The sequence below is a fragment of the Pantoea sp. RG18 genome (assembly GCF_025910075.1).
In the GTDB taxonomy this organism is placed as follows: domain Bacteria; phylum Pseudomonadota; class Gammaproteobacteria; order Enterobacterales; family Enterobacteriaceae; genus Pantoea; species Pantoea agglomerans.
The window spans coordinates 1-21,004 of record NZ_JAPCIL010000009.1; the positions used below are offsets into that span (position 1 = coordinate 1).

At 58.0% G+C, this 21,004-nt stretch carries 15 protein-coding genes and 1 riboswitch; of the genes, 12 read left to right on the plus strand and 3 right to left on the minus strand.

The window, feature by feature from the left end:
• Positions 1-426: 426 nt before the first annotated feature.
• Positions 427-1,605 (minus strand): MFS transporter, encoded by a 1,179-nt coding sequence (locus OK409_RS11190; RefSeq protein ID WP_010253833.1) that lies wholly within the window; start codon positions 1,603-1,605, stop codon positions 427-429.
• Between the two features lie 254 nt (positions 1,606-1,859).
• Between OK409_RS11190 and sgrR the strand changes: the two genes are divergently transcribed.
• The 4 genes from sgrR to thiQ all read left to right on the plus strand — a co-directional run bounded on the left by sgrR (position 1,860) and on the right by thiQ (position 6,963).
• A complete protein-coding gene (gene sgrR / locus OK409_RS11195) occupies positions 1,860-3,521 on the plus strand; it encodes an HTH-type transcriptional regulator SgrR (RefSeq protein ID WP_033770955.1) in 1,662 nt (553 codons plus the stop codon).
• Between the two features lie 35 nt (positions 3,522-3,556).
• A riboswitch (TPP riboswitch) is annotated at positions 3,557-3,659 on the plus strand.
• Positions 3,660-3,705: 46 nt separating this feature from the next.
• Entirely contained in the window at positions 3,706-4,692 is a 987-nt protein-coding gene (gene thiB / locus OK409_RS11200) for a thiamine ABC transporter substrate binding subunit (RefSeq protein ID WP_033767901.1), read from the plus strand.
• On the plus strand, positions 4,668-6,278 hold the full coding sequence (gene thiP, locus OK409_RS11205) for a thiamine/thiamine pyrophosphate ABC transporter permease ThiP (RefSeq protein ID WP_163763219.1): 1,611 nt from the start codon (positions 4,668-4,670) through the stop codon (positions 6,276-6,278). The genes thiB and thiP overlap by 25 nt, the downstream gene beginning before the upstream one ends.
• A complete protein-coding gene (thiQ, locus tag OK409_RS11210; protein ID WP_167433543.1) occupies positions 6,262-6,963 on the plus strand; it encodes a thiamine ABC transporter ATP-binding protein ThiQ in 702 nt (233 codons plus the stop codon). The genes thiP and thiQ overlap by 17 nt, the downstream gene beginning before the upstream one ends.
• Positions 6,964-6,968: 5 nt before the next feature.
• Here thiQ and OK409_RS11215 read toward each other — a convergent pair whose 3' ends face one another.
• Positions 6,969-7,733 (minus strand): DedA family protein, encoded by a 765-nt coding sequence (locus OK409_RS11215; RefSeq protein ID WP_010253821.1) that lies wholly within the window; start codon positions 7,731-7,733, stop codon positions 6,969-6,971.
• 168 nt (positions 7,734-7,901) lie between these two features.
• On the opposite strand from OK409_RS11215, the gene polB reads away from it, so the two are divergent.
• The 3 genes from polB to rluA all read left to right on the plus strand — a co-directional run bounded on the left by polB (position 7,902) and on the right by rluA (position 14,014).
• Positions 7,902-10,262 (plus strand): DNA polymerase II, encoded by a 2,361-nt coding sequence (gene polB, locus OK409_RS11220; RefSeq protein ID WP_111534787.1) that lies wholly within the window; start codon positions 7,902-7,904, stop codon positions 10,260-10,262.
• A gap of 152 nt (positions 10,263-10,414) precedes the next feature.
• Positions 10,415-13,321, plus strand: coding sequence for an RNA polymerase-associated protein RapA (rapA, locus tag OK409_RS11225; RefSeq protein WP_010253817.1), 2,907 nt, complete (start codon positions 10,415-10,417; stop codon positions 13,319-13,321).
• A gap of 39 nt (positions 13,322-13,360) precedes the next feature.
• Positions 13,361-14,014: a bifunctional tRNA pseudouridine(32) synthase/23S rRNA pseudouridine(746) synthase RluA gene (gene rluA, locus OK409_RS11230; RefSeq protein ID WP_010253813.1), complete on the plus strand. Its 654-nt coding sequence runs from the start codon at positions 13,361-13,363 to the stop codon at positions 14,012-14,014.
• Between the two features lie 63 nt (positions 14,015-14,077).
• On the opposite strand, the gene djlA is transcribed toward rluA, so the two are convergent.
• On the minus strand, positions 14,078-14,887 hold the full coding sequence (gene djlA / locus OK409_RS11235; RefSeq protein WP_010253811.1) for a co-chaperone DjlA: 810 nt from the start codon (positions 14,885-14,887) through the stop codon (positions 14,078-14,080).
• A 182-nt stretch (positions 14,888-15,069) separates the two neighbouring features.
• Between djlA and lptD the strand changes: the two genes are divergently transcribed.
• The 5 genes from lptD to apaG are packed head-to-tail and all read left to right on the plus strand — an operon-like array spanning position 15,070 to position 20,972.
• Positions 15,070-17,445 (plus strand): LPS assembly protein LptD, encoded by a 2,376-nt coding sequence (gene lptD, locus OK409_RS11240; RefSeq protein WP_264367062.1) that lies wholly within the window; start codon positions 15,070-15,072, stop codon positions 17,443-17,445.
• Positions 17,446-17,499: 54 nt separating this feature from the next.
• Positions 17,500-18,795, plus strand: a complete 1,296-nt coding sequence (gene surA, locus OK409_RS11245; protein ID WP_010253800.1) for a peptidylprolyl isomerase SurA — start codon at positions 17,500-17,502, stop codon at positions 18,793-18,795.
• On the plus strand, positions 18,785-19,777 hold the full coding sequence (pdxA, locus tag OK409_RS11250) for a 4-hydroxythreonine-4-phosphate dehydrogenase PdxA (protein ID WP_264367063.1): 993 nt from the start codon (positions 18,785-18,787) through the stop codon (positions 19,775-19,777). The genes surA and pdxA overlap by 11 nt, the downstream gene beginning before the upstream one ends.
• The gene (rsmA, locus tag OK409_RS11255) at positions 19,770-20,591 is read left to right on the plus strand and encodes a 16S rRNA (adenine(1518)-N(6)/adenine(1519)-N(6))-dimethyltransferase RsmA (protein ID WP_182500741.1); all 822 of its coding nucleotides are present in this window, start codon (positions 19,770-19,772) and stop codon (positions 20,589-20,591) included. The genes pdxA and rsmA overlap by 8 nt, the downstream gene beginning before the upstream one ends.
• Positions 20,592-20,594: 3 nt before the next feature.
• The gene (gene apaG, locus OK409_RS11260) at positions 20,595-20,972 is read left to right on the plus strand and encodes a Co2+/Mg2+ efflux protein ApaG (RefSeq protein WP_003854807.1); all 378 of its coding nucleotides are present in this window, start codon (positions 20,595-20,597) and stop codon (positions 20,970-20,972) included.
• Positions 20,973-21,004: the final 32 nt, after the last annotated feature.

Genomic DNA, 21,004 nt, shown 5'->3' on the forward strand with positions numbered 1-21,004 from the left:
ACGAACCGTTCGGGGATCGGCCCTCCCTGGCCGGCCCCGAACTGTCCACGCTTCCCGGCGTGGACTTCTGGCCCGCCGTCACGCCTCAGCGCTGCGGATAGCCCTTTCAGCAGCAGAGGCGCTCAGGCCTCGACTCTCGTGCCCTTTTTAACAGCACGCACCAGAAGCTTAAGAGCAGACTGGTGGCGATCAGGAGCAGGCAATCCGCAGCGCTGAACAGAATGAGTCTGCCAGGAGATCCCGCAGGACGCGGGCGAAAGGCGGGGCGGCACAGGATGTGCCATCCCCGACGGTCCGTCAGGCAGGCGAATGAAGTGAAGGAACCGCGCAGCGGCGCGAGGACCGCCAGCCCCTGAGCGGCACCAGACTGCGTTATCACCTGTCGCTTAACTGACTGGCATTACGACATCGGGTCGCCCTTCTTCTTTATACGTCGCGCACCCGTGCCGACATCACCAGCGCCACAATAGCCAGCCCGAATGCCAGCCAGTAAACCGCCTCATGTCCCAGCCGCTCACTGAGCGTGCCCTGAATAACGCCAGCCAGAATCATGCCGGTCGAGATCGAGTTGGTGAACATGGTGGTCGCTGCACCAGGCCGCCCTGGCATCAGATCCTGAAACCACAGCATCCCTATGCCAGCAATAATCCCGACAAACACCGCGTTAAATAGCTGCAACACCATCAGCGACGTGCGGGAATTGAACAGCACCAGCCCCAGATAAAACAGTACGCCAGCCGCCACCGCGATCAGCATTAACCGGCGCTTGCCGATACGCCGTGCGTAATGTCCAGCCAGCAGCATCACCGGGATCTCCAGCCCCGCAGCCGTTCCCATCAGCAGACCGGCCAGCTTCTCAGGCAGCCCCAGCGTGGTGCTGATATAGAGCGGCATATCGATGATATACATAGTGTTGCAGGTCCACATCGCGACTGAGGCCAGGAACAGTAAACGCACATCCCGATCGCGCCAGCCACTTAGCGGCAGCCCGCCGCTTTGCATAAGGGGCTGCGAACGTGGCACCGACGGCACGGTGAACCAGACCAGCAGGATACAGATCAGAAACAGCGCGGCGGCCACCATAAATAGCGTCACAAAGCCGTAGTTCAGCGCCAGCGCGAAGGAGAGCGGCGGCCCAATCACCCACGCCAGCGACAGCTGTGCACGCATCACTGAACTGAACATCACCGCTTCACGCGCCGACTGATCGGCATATTCCCGCGCCAGCGCAAACAGCTGAGGCATTGAGACGCTGGCCAGCGCCGACAGCAGCACGCCCAGCGTCAGCAAGGTCAGATAGTGGCGGGTAAAGGCAAACAGCAGCGCATTGACCAGCGCCATCAGGCAGCAGAAGAGAATGATATGACGACGATCGCCGACGCTGTCAGAGCGCTTTGCCACCAGCATGCTCACCACGATACCGGCCACCGCATTGATGGTGAAAAACAGTCCGACCCAGAAGGGCCGCGCCTGCACCTCGCGCGTCAGAAACAGGCTGAGCGTCGGCGCCTGCAGTGCGCCCGCGATGCCCAGCATGAACGAGGCGACCATAAAAGCGAGGTAAACCGGATTGATGCGGCGCTGCCGCGTTAACAGCGATTTCATACCGAAATCCCTTACAGAACAAACAGAGGGGAGAAAAGAAGGGTAGACGATACCGCGCAACATGAAAAAAGCCAGCAGAGATCATCTGCTGACGGTGTAAATGCACCCTACTCAGAAAAGCACTCCGCTGAACAGCGAAGTCAGGGTCGAACGCCATTCAGTGCTGAATGCCTCCCGCTCTTCCCATAACGTAAAGTTTGCTCTTAAAATAGGGCAAGAAAAACAGAGCGCTTTTCATCGGGAGTTCCTCTTTTATGTCCTCATCACGTCTGAAGCAGCAGTTCATTCGCCTGTGGCAGAGCTGTCAGGGGCAAACGCAGGAGATTACCCTTAGCGAACTGGCTGACCTGCTGCACTGCTCGCGCCGCCATATGCGCAATCTGCTCAACCGGATGCAGGCCGCGGGCTGGCTAATCTGGCAGGCGGAAGCCGGACGCGGCAAGCGTTCACAGCTTACCTTCTGCTATACCGGACTGGCTTTGCAGCAGCAACGTGCCGAGGATTTGCTGGAGCAGGATCGCATCGATCAACTGGTCCAGCTGGTGGGCGATAAAAATCAGGTACGGCAGATGATCGCCGCGCATCTGGGCCGCAGTTTCCGTCAGGGCAAGCATATCCTGCGGGTGCTCTACTATCGTCCGCTGCTCAATCTGCTGCCCGGTTCGCCGCTGCGGCGCTCCGAAACCCACATTGCGCGACAGATTTTCAACGGCCTGACGCGGATAAATGAGGAAAACGGGGAAATCGAGCCCGATATTGCGCACCACTGGCAGCAGACTTCCCCGCTTCACTGGCGCTTCTTTCTGCGTCCGGCGATTCGCTTTCATCACGGCAGAGAACTGGAGATGGAGGATGTGCTGGCCACGCTTGAGCGTCAGCGCCCTCATCCGCTCTTTTCCCATATCGAGCAGATCGACTCGCCCGCGCCCTGGACGCTGGATATCCGCTTAAGCCAGCCCGACGAGGGATTACCCTGGCTGCTGGGCAGCGTCAGTGCGATGATCCTGCCGCGCGAATGGCCGACGCTGCACGATTTTGCCCGCCAGCCCGTTGGCACCGGTCCTTACCGGGTGATCCGCAATCAGGAGAGTCAGCTGAAGATCGAAGCGTTTGATGACTATTTTGGTTTTCGCGCCCTGATTGATGATGTCTCTATCTGGGTACTGCCCGACATCAGCGATGAGCTGGTTTATGCCGGTGTCCGCCTGCAGGGCGACGGAGCCGATGAGATTCAGGAGGAGAGCCGTCTTGAAGAGGGCTGCTACTATCTGCTGTTCGACCAGCGTTCAGAGCAGGGACGCAACGAGGCGGTCCGGCGATGGGTCAGCTACCTGTTTAATCCTATCGCCCTGCTCAATCACGCCGGTGTCGGCTACCAGCGCTACTGGTTTCCGGCGTATGGCCTGCTGCCGCGCTGGCATCACCGGCGCGACCTGACGCCAGTGGAAAAACCGCCCGGCTTAACCCACCTGACGCTGACCTGGTACAGCCAGCACGTGGAGCATGAAGGCATCGCTAACGCGCTGCGTCCGCTATTGGCAGAACATGGCGTCACGCTGGAGACCCGCGAGATCAGCTACGAAAGCTGGTATCAGGGCGAAGCGGAAAGTGATATCTGGCTTGGCAGCGTGAACTTTACCCTGCCGCTGAATTATTCTCTGTTTGCGCAGCTTTATGAGATCCCGTTGCTGCATCACTGTCTGCCGATCGACTGGCACAGCGATGCGGCCCGCTGGCGCGAGAAAACGCTGCCGCTGGCCGAATGGAGTAAACAGTTAGTCGAAGAAGCGGGTCTTCATCCGCTGTTTCACCACTGGCTGTTGCTTGAAGGTCAGCGCAGCATGCGCGGCGTTCGGATGAATACGCTGGGCTGGTTTGATTTTAAATCCGCCTGGTTCGCGCCACCCGCGCTGTGAGGCTTTCGCCCCGGCGCTGAAATGACTAGAATGTGACGTTCTCAACGGGGTGCCGCCTGCCAACAGCAAGCAGCTGAGAGATACCCGTCGAACCTGATTCGGTTAATACCGACGTAGGGATTTGGGAGGCCTTTGTGCTCAGATCCTTTGCGACTCATCCCCTATTCTCCTGAAGGAGCGCAAAGTGTTAAACAAAGTTCTGCCGGTGCTGCTGTTACTCTCCGCCCCCGTTCTGGCGGCTAAGCCGGTTCTCACGGTCTACACCTACGACTCCTTCTCCGCTGACTGGGGCCCTGGACCGGCGGTTAAAAAAGCCTTCGAGGCGCAGTGCAACTGCGAGCTGAAATTCGTCACGCTGGAAGATGGCGTGTCGCTGCTGAACCGCGTGCGCATGGAAGGAAAAAACAGCAAAGCCGATCTGGTACTGGGGCTGGATAACAATCTGGTACAGGCGGCGCAGAAAACCGGTCTGTTTGCCGAAAGTCAGGTCGATGCCTCGACATTAAAACTGCCCGGCGGCTGGCACAACACCACCTTCGTGCCGTTTGATTATGGCTACTTCGCGTTTGTCTATGACAAAACCCGGCTGAAGAATCCGCCAAAAAGCCTGAAAGAGCTGGTCGACAGCCCGGAAAAGTGGCGGGTGATCTACGAAGATCCCCGTACCAGCACCCCCGGCTTAGGCCTGCTGTTGTGGATGCAGAAAGTTTATGGCGATCAGGCACCGCAGGCGTGGCTAAAGCTGGCGCAGAAAACCGTGACGGTGACCAAAGGCTGGAGTGAAGCCTATGGCCTGTTCCTCAAGGGCGAAGGCGATCTGGTGCTGAGCTACACCACCTCACCGGCTTACCACATCATCGAAGAGAAAAAAGAGAACTATGCCGCCGCGCCGTTTGCAGAGGGCCACTATCTGCAGGTTGAAGTTGCCGCGCAGTTAGCCAGCAGCAAGCAGCCGGCGCTGGCACAGCAGTTTATGAAGTTTATGGTGTCACCCGACTTCCAGCGCACGATTCCCACCGGTAACTGGATGTACCCGGTAATCGACACGCCACTGCCTGCCGGTTTTAGCGCACTCACTGTGCCCGCCACCGCTCTGCAGTTCTCGCCGGAAGAGGTTGCCAGCCAGCGTTCAGGCTGGATCAGCCAGTGGCAACGCGCCGTCAGCCGCTGATGCCGCGCTGGCTTATCCCCGGTTCGCTCGCCACGCTGCTGTTAATCAGCGTCGCGCTGCTGGCCTTCGGTGCACTCTGGAGCGCCGCGCCAGAGAATGACTGGCGCAGCGTGCTGCAGGATGATTACCTGCATCACGTTATCGCCTTCTCTTTTGGTCAGGCGCTGCTCTCCGCGCTGTTGTCGCTGCTGCCAGCGGTGCCGCTGGCGCGCGCGCTCTATCGACGCCGTTTCCCTGGCCGTCAGCTGCTGCTGCGTCTGTGCGCCATGACCCTGGTGCTGCCGGTGCTGGTGGCGGTATTTGGTCTGCTCACCGTCTATGGTCGTGTCGGCTGGCTGGCGCAGCTGTGCCAGCTGGCAGGGATTGATTACCACTTCTCTCCCTACGGTCTGTCGGGCATTTTGCTGGCGCACGTCTTCTTTAACCTGCCGCTGGCGACCCGCCTGATGCTGCAGGCGCTGGAGAGCATTCCGGCGGAACAGCGTCAGCTGGCGGCACAGCTCGACCTGCGCGGCTGGCACCATTTTCGTCTGCTGGAGTGGCCATGGCTGCGGCGTCAGCTGCTGCCGACCGGCGCGCTGATCTTCATGCTCTGTTTCGCCAGCTTTGCTACCGTGCTCTCACTGGGCGGCGGCCCGCAGGCGACGACCATCGAGCTGGCGATTTTCCAGGCGCTGAGTTATGACTACGATCCGGGACGCGCTGCACTTCTGGCGCTGATCCAGCTTGGCTGCTGCATGACGCTGGTGCTGCTCAGCCAGCGCTTCAGTAAGGCCATTCCCGCCGGAACCAGCCAGCTGAACGGCTGGCGCGATCCGCAGGATTCGCGCGGGGCGCAGCTGGTTGATGCGCTGCTGATCCTGCTGGCGCTGATCCTGCTGCTGCCCCCGCTGGCGGCGGTCATCATCGATGGTCTGCACGGCGGACTGCGCGGCGCGCTGGCGCAGCCTGCACTCTGGCAGGCGACGTTTACCTCACTGCGCATCGCCACCGGCGCCGGTCTGCTCTGTGTGGTGCTGACCATGATGCTGCTGTGGAGCAGTCGCGAGCTGCGCCTGCGTCAGCGCCCGGCGGCGGCAACCCTTATCGACACCAGCGGCATGCTGATTCTGGCGATGCCAGGTATCGTGCTCGCCACCGGCTTTTTCCTGTTGTTTAACGCCACCATTGGTCTGCCGGCGTCGGCGGACGGGCTGGTGATCTTCACCAATGCGCTGATCGCCATTCCCTATGCGCTGAAAGTGCTGGAGAACCCGATGCGTGACGTCGCGGAGCGTTACGGCAGACTCTGTGATTCGCTGGATATCCACGGCTGGAACCGGCTGCGGCTGATTGAACTGCGGGCGCTGAAACGTCCGCTGGCTCAGGCGCTGGCCTTTGCCTGCGTACTGTCGATCGGTGATTTTGGCGTGGTGGCGCTGTTTGGCACTGCCGATTTCCGTACCCTGCCGTTCTACCTTTATCAACAGATCGGTGCCTATCGCGGTGCTGACGGTGCAGTGACCGCGCTGCTGCTGCTGCTGCTCTGTTTGTTGCTGTTCACCCTGATGGAAAAATTACCAGGCCGCCATGCTGACACTGAATAACCTCACGTACCTTTATCAGCATCTGCCGATGCGCTTTAGTCTCAAAGCCACCCGCGGCGAGCGCATCGCGATCCTCGGCCCCAGCGGGGCCGGTAAAAGCACCCTGCTGAGCCTGATTGCCGGTTTCCTGCCGGTGAAACAGGGCACCCTGATGATTGACGGCCAGGAGCACACCCACAGCGTGCCGGCCAGACGGCCGGTTTCGATGCTGTTTCAGGAGAACAACCTGTTTCCGCACCTCAGCGTGCAGCAGAACATGGCGCTGGGATTGCACCCCGGACTGAAGCTGAGCGCCGGGCAGCGCCAGCAGCTTGCAGCGCTGGCCGATCAGGTGGGATTAGGCGATCTGCTGACGCGCCTGCCGGGCGAGCTGTCAGGCGGACAGCGACAGCGCGTGGCGCTGGCACGCTGTCTGCTGCGTGACCGTCCGGTGCTGCTGCTGGATGAGCCTTTTTCTGCGCTGGATCCCGCGCTGCGCGGAGAGATGCTGCAACTGGTGCGTTCGGTGTGTGAAGCGCGCAGCATCACGCTGCTGATGGTGTCGCACAGTCTGGAAGATGCCCAGCAGATTGCGCCGCGCAGCGTGGTGATTGTGGATGGCCGGGTTTACTGGGATGGCGAGACCCGACAGTTACTGTCGGGCGACACGCGGGAGGCCGACGTGCTTGGCATCCCGCGTCGTTAAGCGATTCAGGCGAAGAAAACCTGCCACAGCAGATGACGGAAAATGGGCATCATCGGATGGAACTGAATACCGACGAAAGCCGCGACGGCAATCACCAGCCCCAGCGGCCCTGCCCAGCGCAGGCGCTCAGGCGGCAGCCAGGCCGATGCCCAGTCGCGACTCTTGCCGCTGCGCCACCAGCGCCAGCATAACCAGACACCCAGCCAGATCAGCAGTGCTGCGCCGAGTAACAGCCATTTAAAGCTGCCGCCCTGCGCGGCTTTGGGCACATCGATCGCCACACCCGCCAGAATACCGGGCAGCAGATAGAGCGGCGGCCAGAGAATGCAGCCGATAATGTTCGGCGGCAGGAATTTACGCACCGGCAGCTCCAGCATACCGGCCGCCAGCGGGATCAGCGGACGCGTGGGGCCAACAAAGCGTCCGACCAGAATCGTAAACATGCTGTGCTGATGCAGGGCGTGCTCAGTTTTATCCAGCAGGCCTTTATACTTTTGCAGATACTTCCAGCGATGCAGCGGCCCCTGAAATTTCCAGCCGATGCCGTAGGAAACCCAGTCACCAATCAGGCAGCCCGCAAAGCCCGCCGCCCAGGCCGGATAAAGGCCAAGTTCGCCACTGCCGACCAGCGCGCCCAGACTGGCCATCATCACCGTACCTGGCAGCAACAGCCCGACCAGCGCCAGCGACTCCAGAAACGTCACCAGCGCAACGGCAAACAGCGCCCACTCCAGGGACTGCGTAATCAGTTGTTGAATCCAGGCTTCCATAATCATCCTAAGTAAAAGCAGAAGGCTGGATTGTCCTGAGCCAGCCACACAGCGTCAAGGCAAGAATTGTAGGACAATGTTGACAAAAGCGGGTGGCGGGAACTGTATAAATATCCATGTTATACTGAAGCGGTTTTCTCATCCTGAAATGCTGAGTCCGGAGAACATCTGAATATGCCCCGCGCAGGTTTTCTGCTCACCCGCCACTGGCGCGACAGCCCGCATGGCACCGAAATTATCCTCTGGCTCGCGACCGATGCGGGCGCGCAGCGCGTGGTGCTGCCGGTGCAGGAGTCCGTCGCGTTTATTCCTGAGGAATTTCAGGCGCAGGTCAGCGAATTACTGAAAGATGAACGTCAGTTTCGGATTCAGTCGCTGGCGCTGAAAGATTTTCGGCGTCGCCCGGTTTTCGGCCTCTACTGCCAGCAGAACCGCCAGCTACAGCGCATTGAAAAACGGCTGCGCGAAGAGGGTATTCCGGTCTATGAAGCCGATATCCGTCCGCCGGAGCGCTACCTGATGGAGCGTTTTATTACCGCGCCGGTCTGGTTTGACGGCGAGCAGCGCGGTGACAGCGTGGTCAATGCACGGCTCAAACCCCATCCCGACTATCGCCCGCCGCTGAAATGGGTCTCGCTGGACATTGAAACCACACAGCATGGCGAGCTTTACTGCATCGGGCTGGAGGGATGCGGTCAGCGCCAGGTCTTTATGCTCGGCCCGGCCAACGGTGATGCCAGCACGCTGGATTTCGAGCTGATCTATCTCGACAGCCGGCCGCAGTTACTTGAAGCCCTGAACCAGTGGTTTGCAGAGCATGATCCGGATGTCTTAATTGGCTGGAACGTCGTGCAGTTTGACCTGCGGGTATTACAAAAGCATGCCGATCGTTACGGCATTCCGCTGCGTCTGGGACGCCAGCAGGCCGCGCTGGAGTGGCGTGAACATGGCTTCAAACCCGGCGTATTTTTCGCTCAGGCCAGTGGCCGGTTGATTATTGATGGTATTGACGCGCTGAAATCGGCGTTCTGGGATTTTCCCTCATTCAGCCTGGAGTCAGTGTCGCAGCAACTGCTGGGAGAAGGGAAAGCGATTGATAATCCCTGGCAGCGTATGGAGGAGATCAACTGGCGCTTTGCCAACGATAAACCGGCGCTGGCGCGCTACAACCTGAAAGACTGCGAACTGGTGACGCGCATTTTTCACAAAACGGCGATTATGCCGTTTCTGCTGGAACGCGCGGCGGTCAATGGACTGGCGGTGGATCGCCACGGCGGTTCGGTAGCGGCCTTTGGTCATCTCTATATTCCGCGGATGCATCGCGCCGGGTTTGTCGCCCCGAACATGGGTGATGTGGCCCCGGAAGCCAGTCCTGGCGGTTATGTGATGGATTCGCGCCCCGGCCTGTATGACTCAGTGCTGGTGCTGGATTACAAAAGCCTCTACCCGTCGATTATCCGCACCTTCCTGATTGACCCGGTGGGTCTGGTGGAAGGGCTGGCCCATCCTGATGATGCCGATTCGATTGAGGGTTTCCGTGAAGCCCGTTTTTCGCGGCATACCCACTGCCTGCCTGCAATAGTTGAACAGATCTGGCTGGGTCGCGAAGCGGCGAAAAAGCAGAATAATCAGCCGCTGTCTCAGGCGCTGAAAATCATCATGAACGCCTTTTATGGCGTGCTGGGCACCAGCGCCTGCCGCTTCTTTGATCCGCGGCTCGCCTCCTCTATTACGCTGCGCGGTCACGCCATCATGCAGCAGACCCGAACGCTGATTGAGGCGGAAGGCTACGACGTCATCTATGGCGACACCGACTCCACCTTTGTCTGGCTGAAGTCGGCGCACAATGAAGAAGATGCCGCCGCGATTGGTCAGCAGCTGGTGCAGAAAGTGAACGCCTGGTGGCGCGACCATCTGCAGCAGACGCAGGGGCTGACCAGCACACTGGAACTGGAGTATGAAAATCACTTCTGCCGTTTTCTGATGCCCACCATTCGCGGCGCGGAACAGGGCAGCAAGAAACGTTACGCCGGACTGATTCGTGACGCCGCCGGTGAGCGCATGGTCTTTAAGGGGCTGGAGTCGGTGCGAACAGACTGGACGCCGCTGGCAAAAGCGTTCCAGCAGCAGCTCTACCACCGTATCTTCCACCGTCAGCCGTGGCAGGATTATATCCGTACAACCGTGGCGCAGTTGCTGGCGGGTGAACTCGACGATCAGCTGATCTACAAAAAGCGGCTGCGGCGTCCGCTGAAAGAATATGAACGAAACGTGCCCCCGCACGTGCGCGCCGCCAGGCTGGCCGATGAGCACAATCGTAAATTAAACCGGCCCTTGCAGTACCAGAATGGTGGCCGGATCCGTTATGTCATCGCCACCGCAGGCCCCGAGCCACTGGAGGCGCGCAGCACGCCGCTGGACTATGACCACTACGTGACGAAGCAACTTCAGCCGGTTGCAGAGGGGATTCTGCCCTTTGTCGAGGGGGACTTTGCTACACTTATTACCGGACAGCTGGGGCTTTTTTGACAGGTGACGAACGTCCTGCCATCCAGTACCATAGCGCCCTTCCTGAAACTCACCGCTCTTAAGTACGCTCCAGGCCTTGTTGTCTGGCGGTAACGCTATTGCCTGAGCTTTGGGAACACCTCTAAAAACGTTAAAATTCGAGCAAAAAATATATGGTTTTTACATTAGGTCAGCGCTGGATTAGTGATACGGAAAGTGAACTGGGACTGGGCACCGTGGTGGCGATCGATACCCGCATGATCACCCTGCTGTTTCCGGCCACGGGGGAAAACCGCCTCTACGCCCGCAACGATTCGCCAGTTACCCGCGTCATCTTTAATCCGGGTGATACCATCACCAGCCACGAAGGCTGGCAGATGCGCGTCGATGAAGTACGCAACGAAAATGACCTGATGACCTATATCGGTACCCGTCTGGATACCGAAGAGAGCGAAGTGATGCTGCGCGAAGTCATGCTCGACAGCAAGCTGGTGTTCAGTAAGCCGCAGGATCGCCTGTTTGCCGGCCAGCTCGACCGGATGGATCGTTTTGCTCTGCGCTTTCGCGCCCGTAAATACCAGAGTGAGCAATATCGTCTGCCAATCAGCGGCTTACGCGGCATGCGCACCAACCTGATCCCTCACCAGCTGCATATCGCCCACGATGTCGGCCGTCGCCATGCGCCGCGCGTCCTGCTGGCCGATGAAGTTGGCCTGGGTAAAACCATTGAAGCCGGGATGATCATCCAGCAGCAGCTGCTGGCTGGCCGCGCCGATCGCGTCCTGATCGTGGTGCCTGAAACTTTACAGCATCAGTGGCTGGTCGAGATGCTGCGCCGCTTCAACCTGCGCTTTGCGCTGTTTGATGACGATCGCTATACCGAAGCGCAGCACGACAGCGATAACCCATTTGAGACGGAGCAGCTGATTATCTGCTCACTGGACTTCGTGCGCCGTAACAAGCAGCGTCTTGAGATGCTGGCCGATGCCGAATGGGATCTGCTGGTGGTCGATGAAGCGCACCATCTGGCCTGGTCAGAAGGTGAGCCCAGCCGTGAATATCAGGTTATCGAACAGCTGGCTGAGAAAACCGCCGGGGTTTTGCTGCTGACCGCAACGCCGGAGCAGTTGGGCATGGAGAGTCACTTCGCCCGTCTGCGTCTGCTCGACCCTAATCGTTTCCATGACTTTGCCGCCTTTGTTGAAGAGCAGCAGCATTTCCGTCCGATTGCCGATGCCGTCACCGCGCTGCTGGCCGATAAAGCGATCTCCCAGGAGGAGATGAACCGGATCAACGATCTGGTCGGCGAGCAGGATATTGAGCCACTGCTGCAGGTCGCCAACAGCGACCGTGACGGCAAGCTGGAGGCGCGTCAGGAGCTGATCTCCATGCTGATGGACCGCCACGGCACCAGCCGCGTGCTGTTCCGTAACACCCGTAACGGGGTTAAAGGCTTCCCGAAACGCGAACTGCACCAGATCCGCCTGCCGCTGCCTGCCCAGTATCAGACGGCGATTAAAGTCTCCGGCATTATGGGCGCGCGCAAAAGTGCAGAAGAGCGGGCGCGTGACCTGCTCTATCCGGAACAGATTTATCAGGAATTTGAAGGCGACAGCGGCACCTGGTGGAACTTCGATCCGCGCGTGGAATGGCTGATGGGCTATCTCACCACCAACCGCAAAGAGAAAGTGCTGGTGATCTGCGCCAAAGCGGCCACCGCGCTGCAGCTGGAGCAGGTACTGCGTGAACGCGAAGGTATCCGCGCAGCGGTGTTCCACGAAGGTCTGTCGATCATTGAACGTGACCGTGCTGCCGCCTGGTTCGCCTCAGAAGAGAATGGCGCGCAGGTGCTGTTGTGCTCCGAGATCGGTTCTGAAGGCCGTAACTTCCAGTTTGCCAGCCGTCTGGTGATGTTCGACCTGCCGTTTAACCCGGACCTGCTGGAGCAGCGTATCGGTCGTCTGGATCGTATTGGCCAGGCGCACGACATTCAGATTCTGGTGCCGTGGCTGGAGCAGACCGCACAGGCGGTGCTGCTGCGCTGGTATCACGAAGGGCTGGACGCGTTTGAACACACCTGCCCGACCGGCCGGACAATCTATGACAGCGTCCATTCGCAACTGATCGGCTATCTGGCCGCGCCGGAAAACAGCGAAGGTTTTGATGCGTTTATCACCGACTGCCGTAAACAGCATGACGCGCTGAAACTGCAGCTGGAACAGGGTCGCGATCGCCTGCTGGAGCTGAACTCCAACGGCGGCGAATCGGCTCAGCTACTTGCCAATGCCATCAGCGAGCAGGATAACGACACAGGCCTGGTGAACTTCGCGCTCAACCTGTTTGATATCGTTGGTATCAATCAGGAAGATCGCAGCGATAACCTGATTGTGCTGACCCCTTCCGACCACATGCTGGTGCCCGATTTCCCTGGCCTGCCGGAAGATGGCTGCACCATCACCTTCAACCGCGATCAGGCGCTGTCGCGCGAAGATACCCAGTTCATTACCTGGGAACATCCGCTGATCCGCAACGGTCTGGATCTGATTCTGTCGGGCGATACCGGCAGCAGCGCACTGTCACTGCTGAAGAACAAGGCGCTGCCGGTGGGGACGCTGCTGGTCGAGCTGATCTATGTGGTTGAAGCGCAGGCACCGAAGCATCTGCAACTGACCCGCTTCCTGCCGCCAACGCCAATCCGTCTGCTGATGGATACTAAAGGCACTAACCTGGCGGACAAAGTGGAGTTCGAAAGCTTTAACCGTCAGCTGAATGCGGTTAACCGTCATACCGCCAGTAAACTGGTGAATGCGGTGCAGCAGGATGTGCATGCGATTCTGACCCAGGGCGAAGAGAGTGTGGTCAGCGAAGCGCGTGCGGTGATTGATGCAGCGCGTGCCGAAGCGAACGAGAAGCTGGGCGCAGAACTCTCCCGTCTCAACGCGCTGAAAGCGGTGAATCCGAACATCCGTGACGATGAAGTCGAGGCGCTGGAAAGCAACCGTGAACAGGTGCTGGAAAGTCTCGATCAGGCCAACTGGCGTCTCGACGCACTGCGCCTGATTGTGGTGACACACCAGTAAGCTCAGGGGCCGCATGGCCCCTTATTTTTGGAAAGCCCCATGGAACCTTACAATCCACCGCGTGAACCCTGGCTGCACATCCTTTATCAGGATGCGCACATCATGGTGGTGAACAAACCCAGCGGTCTGCTCTCGGTACCCGGTCGGCTGGACGAACATAAAGATAGCGTGATGACGCGGGTTCAGCGTGATTTCCCGCAGGCCGAATCTGTCCACCGACTGGATATGGCGACCAGCGGCGTAATGGTCGTGGCGCTGACTAAGGCTGCTGAGCGCGAGCTGAAACGACAGTTCCGTGAGCGGGAGCCTTCCAAGACTTACGTGGCCTGCATCTGGGGTCATCCGGCGAAGGAAGAGGGATTGGTTGACCTGCCGCTGATTTGCGACTGGCCAAATCGTCCGAAGCAGATGGTCTGCTTCGAGACCGGCAAAGCCGCGCAGACGGAATATCAGGTGCTGGAATATCGTGCGGATAACAGTGCGCGTGTTTCGCTGAAACCGATTACCGGCCGCTCACACCAGCTGCGGGTGCATATGCTGGCGCTGGGCCATCCGATTCTGGGGGATAACTTCTATGCGCATCCGGAGGCCAAAGCGATGGCGCCCCGTTTACTGCTGCATGCGGAGTCACTGACCATTACCCATCCGGCATTTGGTAACGCCATGACGTTTCGTCAGCCCGCCGATTTTTAAGGTTTACTGCTCGCCTGTCACCGTGGCCTCCTCTGTTGCAGAAGCGGCCACGGAACATGGTGTTTACTTAAAGCCTTTCTCTTTGCGAATCAGATCGTACGCCGCCTGAATTTCCTGCGCTTTCTGCTTCGCCATCTCCATCATCTCTGGCGGTAACCCTTTCGCTACCAGCTTGTCAGGATGATGTTCGCTCATGAGTTTGCGGTAGGCGCGTTTGATGGTGGTGGCGTCATCGCTACTCTTCACACCCAGCACGCTACAGGCATCTTCCAGCGTTGGCCCGCGTTGCGCCTGCTGAAAACCGCCTGAACTGCGCTGACCACCGCCAAACTGCTGGCCACCTTCCATCATGCGCAGGAACTGATCGAACTGACCGCGTGAAATGCCCAGCTCTTCGGCAATCACATAGAGCACCTGTCGCTCATTGGGATGCAGTGAACCGTCGGCAAAGGCGGCCTGAATCTGGATCTCCAGGAACATCCGAATCAGATCAAACCGGCCAAAACAGGCGCTGCGCAGTTCACGCAGTTTGCTGCGTAACGGATAATCCGCCTGCTTGCCTTCGCGGAACGCGCGCTGGGCAGCCGTGCGAGAGTCACCGTGCAGCTGCATCCGCTCCATTAACAGCGAAGCAATCTGAATATCCGCTTCCGTGACGCGCCCTTTTGACTTGGTCAGATGGCCCATCACCTGAAAGGTGGTGCTGAAAAACAGCGTCTGTCGGGTCTGATTATTTGAGAAGTAAGCCTTGCCTTGCGCGCCGCGTACTTTGTCAATCATATGGCCAATGATCAAACCGATCACAATACCCCAAAAGCCTGCGCCGGAAAGTAATCCCACCGCCAGACCCACAACTTTTCCCCAGTAGCGCATAAACTCCTCAATTCGCCATGCTTGCGGCTGAAAATTGCATTATCATACCTGTCATTTATCTCAGCGCCTAACGGCAACGCTGACTGACCAGGATTAACACTGGCGCAACGCCGGGCAGTAAGTTAGTCTCTGACCCGATTGTCGGCATGATGCCAGTTTTCATGGAATTCTCGATACCGCGTATGAAAAAACATATACCTACCCTGCTGGCCACACTGATCGGCGCAGCCATTAGCCAGCAAGCCTTTGCCGACGATTTGATGTCGCAGTGTATGTTAGGCGTGCCGAGTTATAACCGCCCGCTGGTGAATGGCGATACGAATCAGATGCCCGTCACCATTCACTCCGACGCCGCCAAAGGGAACTATCCCAACGATGCGGTATTCACCGGTAATGTGAATGTTGAGCAGGGCAACAGCCGTATGCAGGCGGATGAAGTCCAGCTTCATCAGCGTCAGCAGGAAGGCCAGACCGCGCCCGTACGTACCGTCGATGCGCTGGGTAATGTGCACTACGATGACAATCAGGTCATCCTGAAAGGTCCGAAAGCCTGGTCAAACCTCAACAGCAAAGATACCAACGTCTGGAATGGTCAGTACCAGATGGTAGATCGTCAGGGACGCGGCGTCGCAGATCAGATGAAGCTGCGCGGCGATAACCGCTACACCATTCTGGAAAACGGTACCTTTACCTCCTGTCTGCCCGGCTCCAACAGCTGGAGCGTGGTGGGTTCAGAGGTCATCCAGGATCGCGAAGAGGAAGTGGCGGAGATCTGGAACGCCCGCTTCAAAATCGGATCTGTTCCGGTGTTCTACAGCCCCTATCTGCAGTTACCGATTGGCGATCGTCGCCGCTCCGGTTTCCTGATCCCGAATGCAAAATATGGCAGCAACAACGGCTTTGAGTTCACACTGCCCTATTACTGGAACATCGCGCCGCAGGCCGATGCGACCATCACGCCGCACTACATGAGTAAGCGCGGCATGCAGTTTGAAAACGAATTCCGTTATCTGACCACGCTGGGTGCAGGTCTGGTTGAATTCGACTACCTCGGCTCGGACAAACAGTACGATAACGACAAAGCGGTGCGTGGCATCGCCGAAAATGACAGCTCCGATCGCTGGCTGTTCTACTGGCGTCATGCCGGTGTCTATGACCAGAACTGGCGTTTCAACGCGGACTACACCAAGGTCAGCGATAAGTACTACTTCAACGATCTCGACTCGAAGTACTACAGCTCGACCGACAACTACGCCACGCAGAAATTCAGCATCGGCTATGCGGACACCAACTGGGATGCCACGCTCTCCACCAAAGATTTCCAGGTGTTCGGCGATACCACCAGCAATAACGTCTACCGCGCCATGCCGCAGCTGGACGTCAATCTCTATCAGAACGATATCGGCCCGTTTGATGGCCGGGTTTATGCCCAGGCGGTGAAGTTCACCAACGTCAGCAGCCGCTATCCCGAAGCGACCCGTTTACATGTTGAGCCAACGCTGAACCTGCCGCTGTCAAACGGCTGGGCCAGCCTGGATACCGAAGCGAAGTTCCTGGCGACCCACTATCAGCAGACTGACGTTGATTTCTATAACAACGCAGCCAATGGTCTCAGGGGTGATAAGAGCGGCGAACTGGATGAGTCAGTCAACCGCACCCTGCCGCAATTTAAAGTTGATGGTCGTCTGGTGTTTGACCGCGATATGAACTCGGCGGTGGGTTATACCCAGACGCTGGAACCGCGCGTGCAGTACCTTTATATCCCGTATCGTAATCAGAGCAATATCTATCCGTACGACTCAACGTTGCTGCAAACCGACTACACCGGTCTGTTCCGCGATCGTACTTATAGCGGCCTGGATCGCATCGCTTCCGCCAATGAAGTGGCTACCGGCGTCACCTCGCGTATTTATGATAACGATCTGGTTGAACGTTTTAACGTTTCTGTAGGTCAAATCTACTCGTTTACCCCTTCTCGTACTGGTGTGAATCAAACCAGTAAAGAAGATGATACCGGCAGCCTGATCTGGGCTGGCGATACATACTGGAAAATCAGCGATCGCTGGGGCGTCCGTGGTGGGCTGCAATATGACACCAAACTCGACAACGTTTCACAGGGCAATACCGTACTGGAATACCGTCGTGATGCCGACCGCATGGTGCAGCTGAGCTACCGTTACAGCAGCCCGGAGTATGTTGCGACCGCGCTGAACGATAGCAGCCTGGTCACAAATCCTATCTACAAAAATGGGATTTCACAGGTAGGTACCACGGCCAGCTGGCCGATTGCCGATGCATGGTCTGTGGTAGGCGCTTACTACTACGATACCCGCAACACGCGTCCGGCTTCACAACTGGTTGGCCTGCAATACAGCTCATGCTGTTACGCTATCCGGGTCGGTTATGAACGCAAAATTAACGGTTGGGAAAACAACGACAGTAAGTATGACAACCAAATCTCATTCAACATTGAGCTGCGTGGTCTGAGTCCGAACTATGGCTTAGGCACCAACGATATGCTGCGTCAGGGCATTATCCCTTACCAGCCTGCTTTCTGATGTTGTGATGTTTGACAGGCAATCCCGCAGTGCGGAACCAACAATGGATAAAGTATGAAGAACTGGAGAATGCTGATTCTTGGTGTGGCAATCAGTGCCAACACCGCGTTCGCAGCACCACAAGTCGTTGATAAAGTTGCAGCCGTGGTCAATAACGGCGTGGTTCTTGAGAGTGACGTGGATGGCATGATGAGCACCGTTAAATCTCAGGCCCAGCAGGCTGGTCAGCAGTTGCCGGATGATAAAACGTTGCGCCATCAGATTCTGGAACGTCAGATCATGGACAACATCATTCTGCAGATGGGTGATAAAGCGGGAATTCAGATCAGCGACGAGCAGCTGGACCAGGCTATTCAGAACATCGCTGCGCAGAACAAGATGAGCCTTGATCAGCTGCGTAGCCGTCTGGCTTATGACGGCATGAACTACAGCGTGTATCGTTCTCAGATCCGCAAAGAGATGACTATCGCCGAAGTGCGCAACAACGAAGTGCGTCGTCGTGTCACGATTCTGCCGCAGGAAGTGGATACGCTTGCTACCCAGATCGGCTCTCAGAACAGCCAGGGTACTGAACTGAACGTCAGTCATATTCTGCTGCCGCTGCCGGAAAACCCGACGCAACAACAGGTTGATGAGCAGGAAACGCTGGCGAAACAGCTGGTTGGCGAACTGAAAAATGGCGCTGACTTTGGCAAGATGGCCGTGACCTACTCTGCCGACTCCCAGGCGCTGAAAGGCGGCAACATGGGCTGGGGTAAAATCGAAGAGTTACCGACCCTGTTTGCTCAGGCACTCTCAAGCGCCAAAAAAGGCGATATCGTCGGGCCGGTGCGCTCTGGTGTGGGCTTCCACATCCTGAAAGTGAACGACCTGCGTGGCGAGAGCAAAAATGTCTCGGTCACCGAAGTCCATTCGCGTCACATTCTGCTGAAGCCATCGCCGATCCTGACAGACGATCAGGCACGCGCGCAGCTGGAGCAGATTGCTAACGATATCCGCAGTGGCAAAACCACCTTTGCGGCGGCGGCTAAACAGTACTCTGACGATCCGGGTTCGGCGAACCAGGGCGGCGACCTCGGCTGGACCTCTCCAGAAGTCTTTGATCCGGCGTTCCGTGACGCGCTGCTGCGCCTGCAGAAAGGCCAGACCAGCCAGCCGGTTCACTCCTCTTTCGGCTGGCATCTGATTCAGTTGCTGGATACCCGTCAGGTGGATAAAACCGATGCGGCCCAGAAAGAGCGTGCTTACCGTATGCTGTTTAACCGTAAGTTCGCGGAAGAAGCGCAGACCTGGATGCAGGAACAACGTGCCAGTGCCTACGTGAAGATTCTGGATGGCAATGCGCAGTAATGCCCGTGTGGTGATCACGCCCGGCGAACCTGCCGGGATTGGTCCCGATCTTACCGTTCAGCTGGCCCAGCAGTCGTGGCCGGTTGAACTGGTGGTCTGCGCCTCGCCTGCCCTGTTGCAGCAGCGTGCGGCGCAACTCGGTCTGCCGCTGACCCTGCGGCCCTACCAGCCTGCTGTGGCAGCCGAGCCACAGCAGGCGGGTACACTGACTATCCTGCCAATTGAAACGGCAGCGCCGGTCACACCCGGCGAGCTTTGCGTCGCCAACAGCGACTATGTGCTGGCCACGCTGACGCGCGCCTGCGACGGTTGTCTCGACGGTGAATTCGCTGCCCTGATTACCGGCCCGGTGCATAAAGGCGTGATTAACGATGCCGGCATCGCATTTACCGGCCATACCGAATTCTTCGCCGATCGCGCAGGCGGCCATCGGGTGGTCATGATGCTGGCGACAGAAGAGCTACGAGTCGCACTGGCCACCACCCATCTGCCGCTGAAAGATGTGCCCGCTGCGGTAACCCGTGAATGTCTGCATGAAGTGATTACAATTCTGCATCGTGATCTGCAGCAGAAGTTTGCGATTGCCGAGCCGCATATTTATGTCTGTGGTCTTAACCCTCATGCCGGCGAAAGCGGTCACATGGGTCGGGAAGAGATCGAGACCATCACGCCGGCACTCAATGAACTGCGTCAGCAGGGCATTAATCTGACCGGCCCGCTGCCTGCGGATACCCTTTTCCAGCCCAAATATCTGCAATACGCCGATGCGGTGCTGGCGATGTATCACGACCAGGGCCTGCCGGTACTCAAATTTCAGGGGTTTGGCCGGGCGGTAAATATCACCCTGGGCCTGCCCTTTATCCGGACTTCAGTTGACCACGGCACCGCGCTTGAACTCGCTGGCCTGGGTCAGGCTGAACCGGGCAGCTTCATCACGGCGCTTAACCTCGCCATCACTATGATCAAGAGCAGTAATGAATAATCGCGTCCATCAGGGGCACTACGCCCGTAAACGTTTCGGGCAGAACTTCCTGAACGATCAGTACATTATCGACAGCATTGTCTCCGCCATCCATCCTCAGCGCGACGAAGCGCTGGTGGAGATTGGCCCAGGCCTGGGTGCCTTAACCGAGCCGGTAGGCGAACGCCTCGATAAATTAACGGTGATAGAGCTGGACCGCGATCTCGCTGCGCGTCTGGAAACGCATCCGTTCCTTGGCCCGAAACTGACTATCTTCCAGCAGGATGCCATGACCTTCGACTTCGCCGCGCTGGCGCAGGAGAGAGGCCAGCCGCTGCGGGTATTCGGTAACCTGCCGTACAATATTTCGACCCCGCTGATGTTCCACCTTTTCAGCTATACTGGTTCGATCAAAGATATGCACTTCATGCTGCAGAAAGAGGTGGTTAATCGTCTGGTTGCCGGTCCGGGTAACAAGACCTATGGTCGCCTGACGGTGATGGCGCAGTACTACTGCCAGATCATTCCGGTGCTGGAAGTGCCTCCGCACTCTTTCACGCCACCACCGAAAGTGGACTCTGCCGTGGTGCGTCTGGTGCCGTATGCCGAGCCGCCGTATCCGGTCAGCGATGTGCGTATCCTGAGCCGTATTACCACTGAAGCGTTCGGCCAGCGTCGTAAAACGCTGCGCAACAGCCTGAGCCACATGGTGGTCGCCGGTGCGCTGGAAGAGTTATCCATAGATCCAACCCTGCGTGCCGAGAACGTCTCGGTGGCGCAATATTGTCAGCTGGCGAACTGGCTGGCGAATCATCAGGGAAAATCGCAGGAGTAAGTCATGAGTGAAACGGCCCGCGTCTCCGTCCATGTGCAAAGCCAGTACGTCGCCTCACAATCCTCACCGGATGATGATCGCTACGTCTTCGCCTATACCATTACGATACGCAATCTGGGCCGTTCCTCAGTGCAACTGCTGGGACGCTACTGGCTGATTACCAACGGTAACGGCCGCGAAACGGAAGTTCAGGGTGAAGGCGTGGTCGGTGAACAGCCGCTTATCGCGCCAGGCAATGAATTTCAGTACACCAGCGGTGCCGTGATCGAAACACCGATGGGCACCATGCAGGGGCACTATGTGATGGTCGACGAACAGGGCGACACCTTTCACGTAGAGATCCCGGTGTTCCGCCTCGCCATTCAGACCCACATTCATTGATTCACACGCTTTTTGCCCGTTAAGTCGGGCAC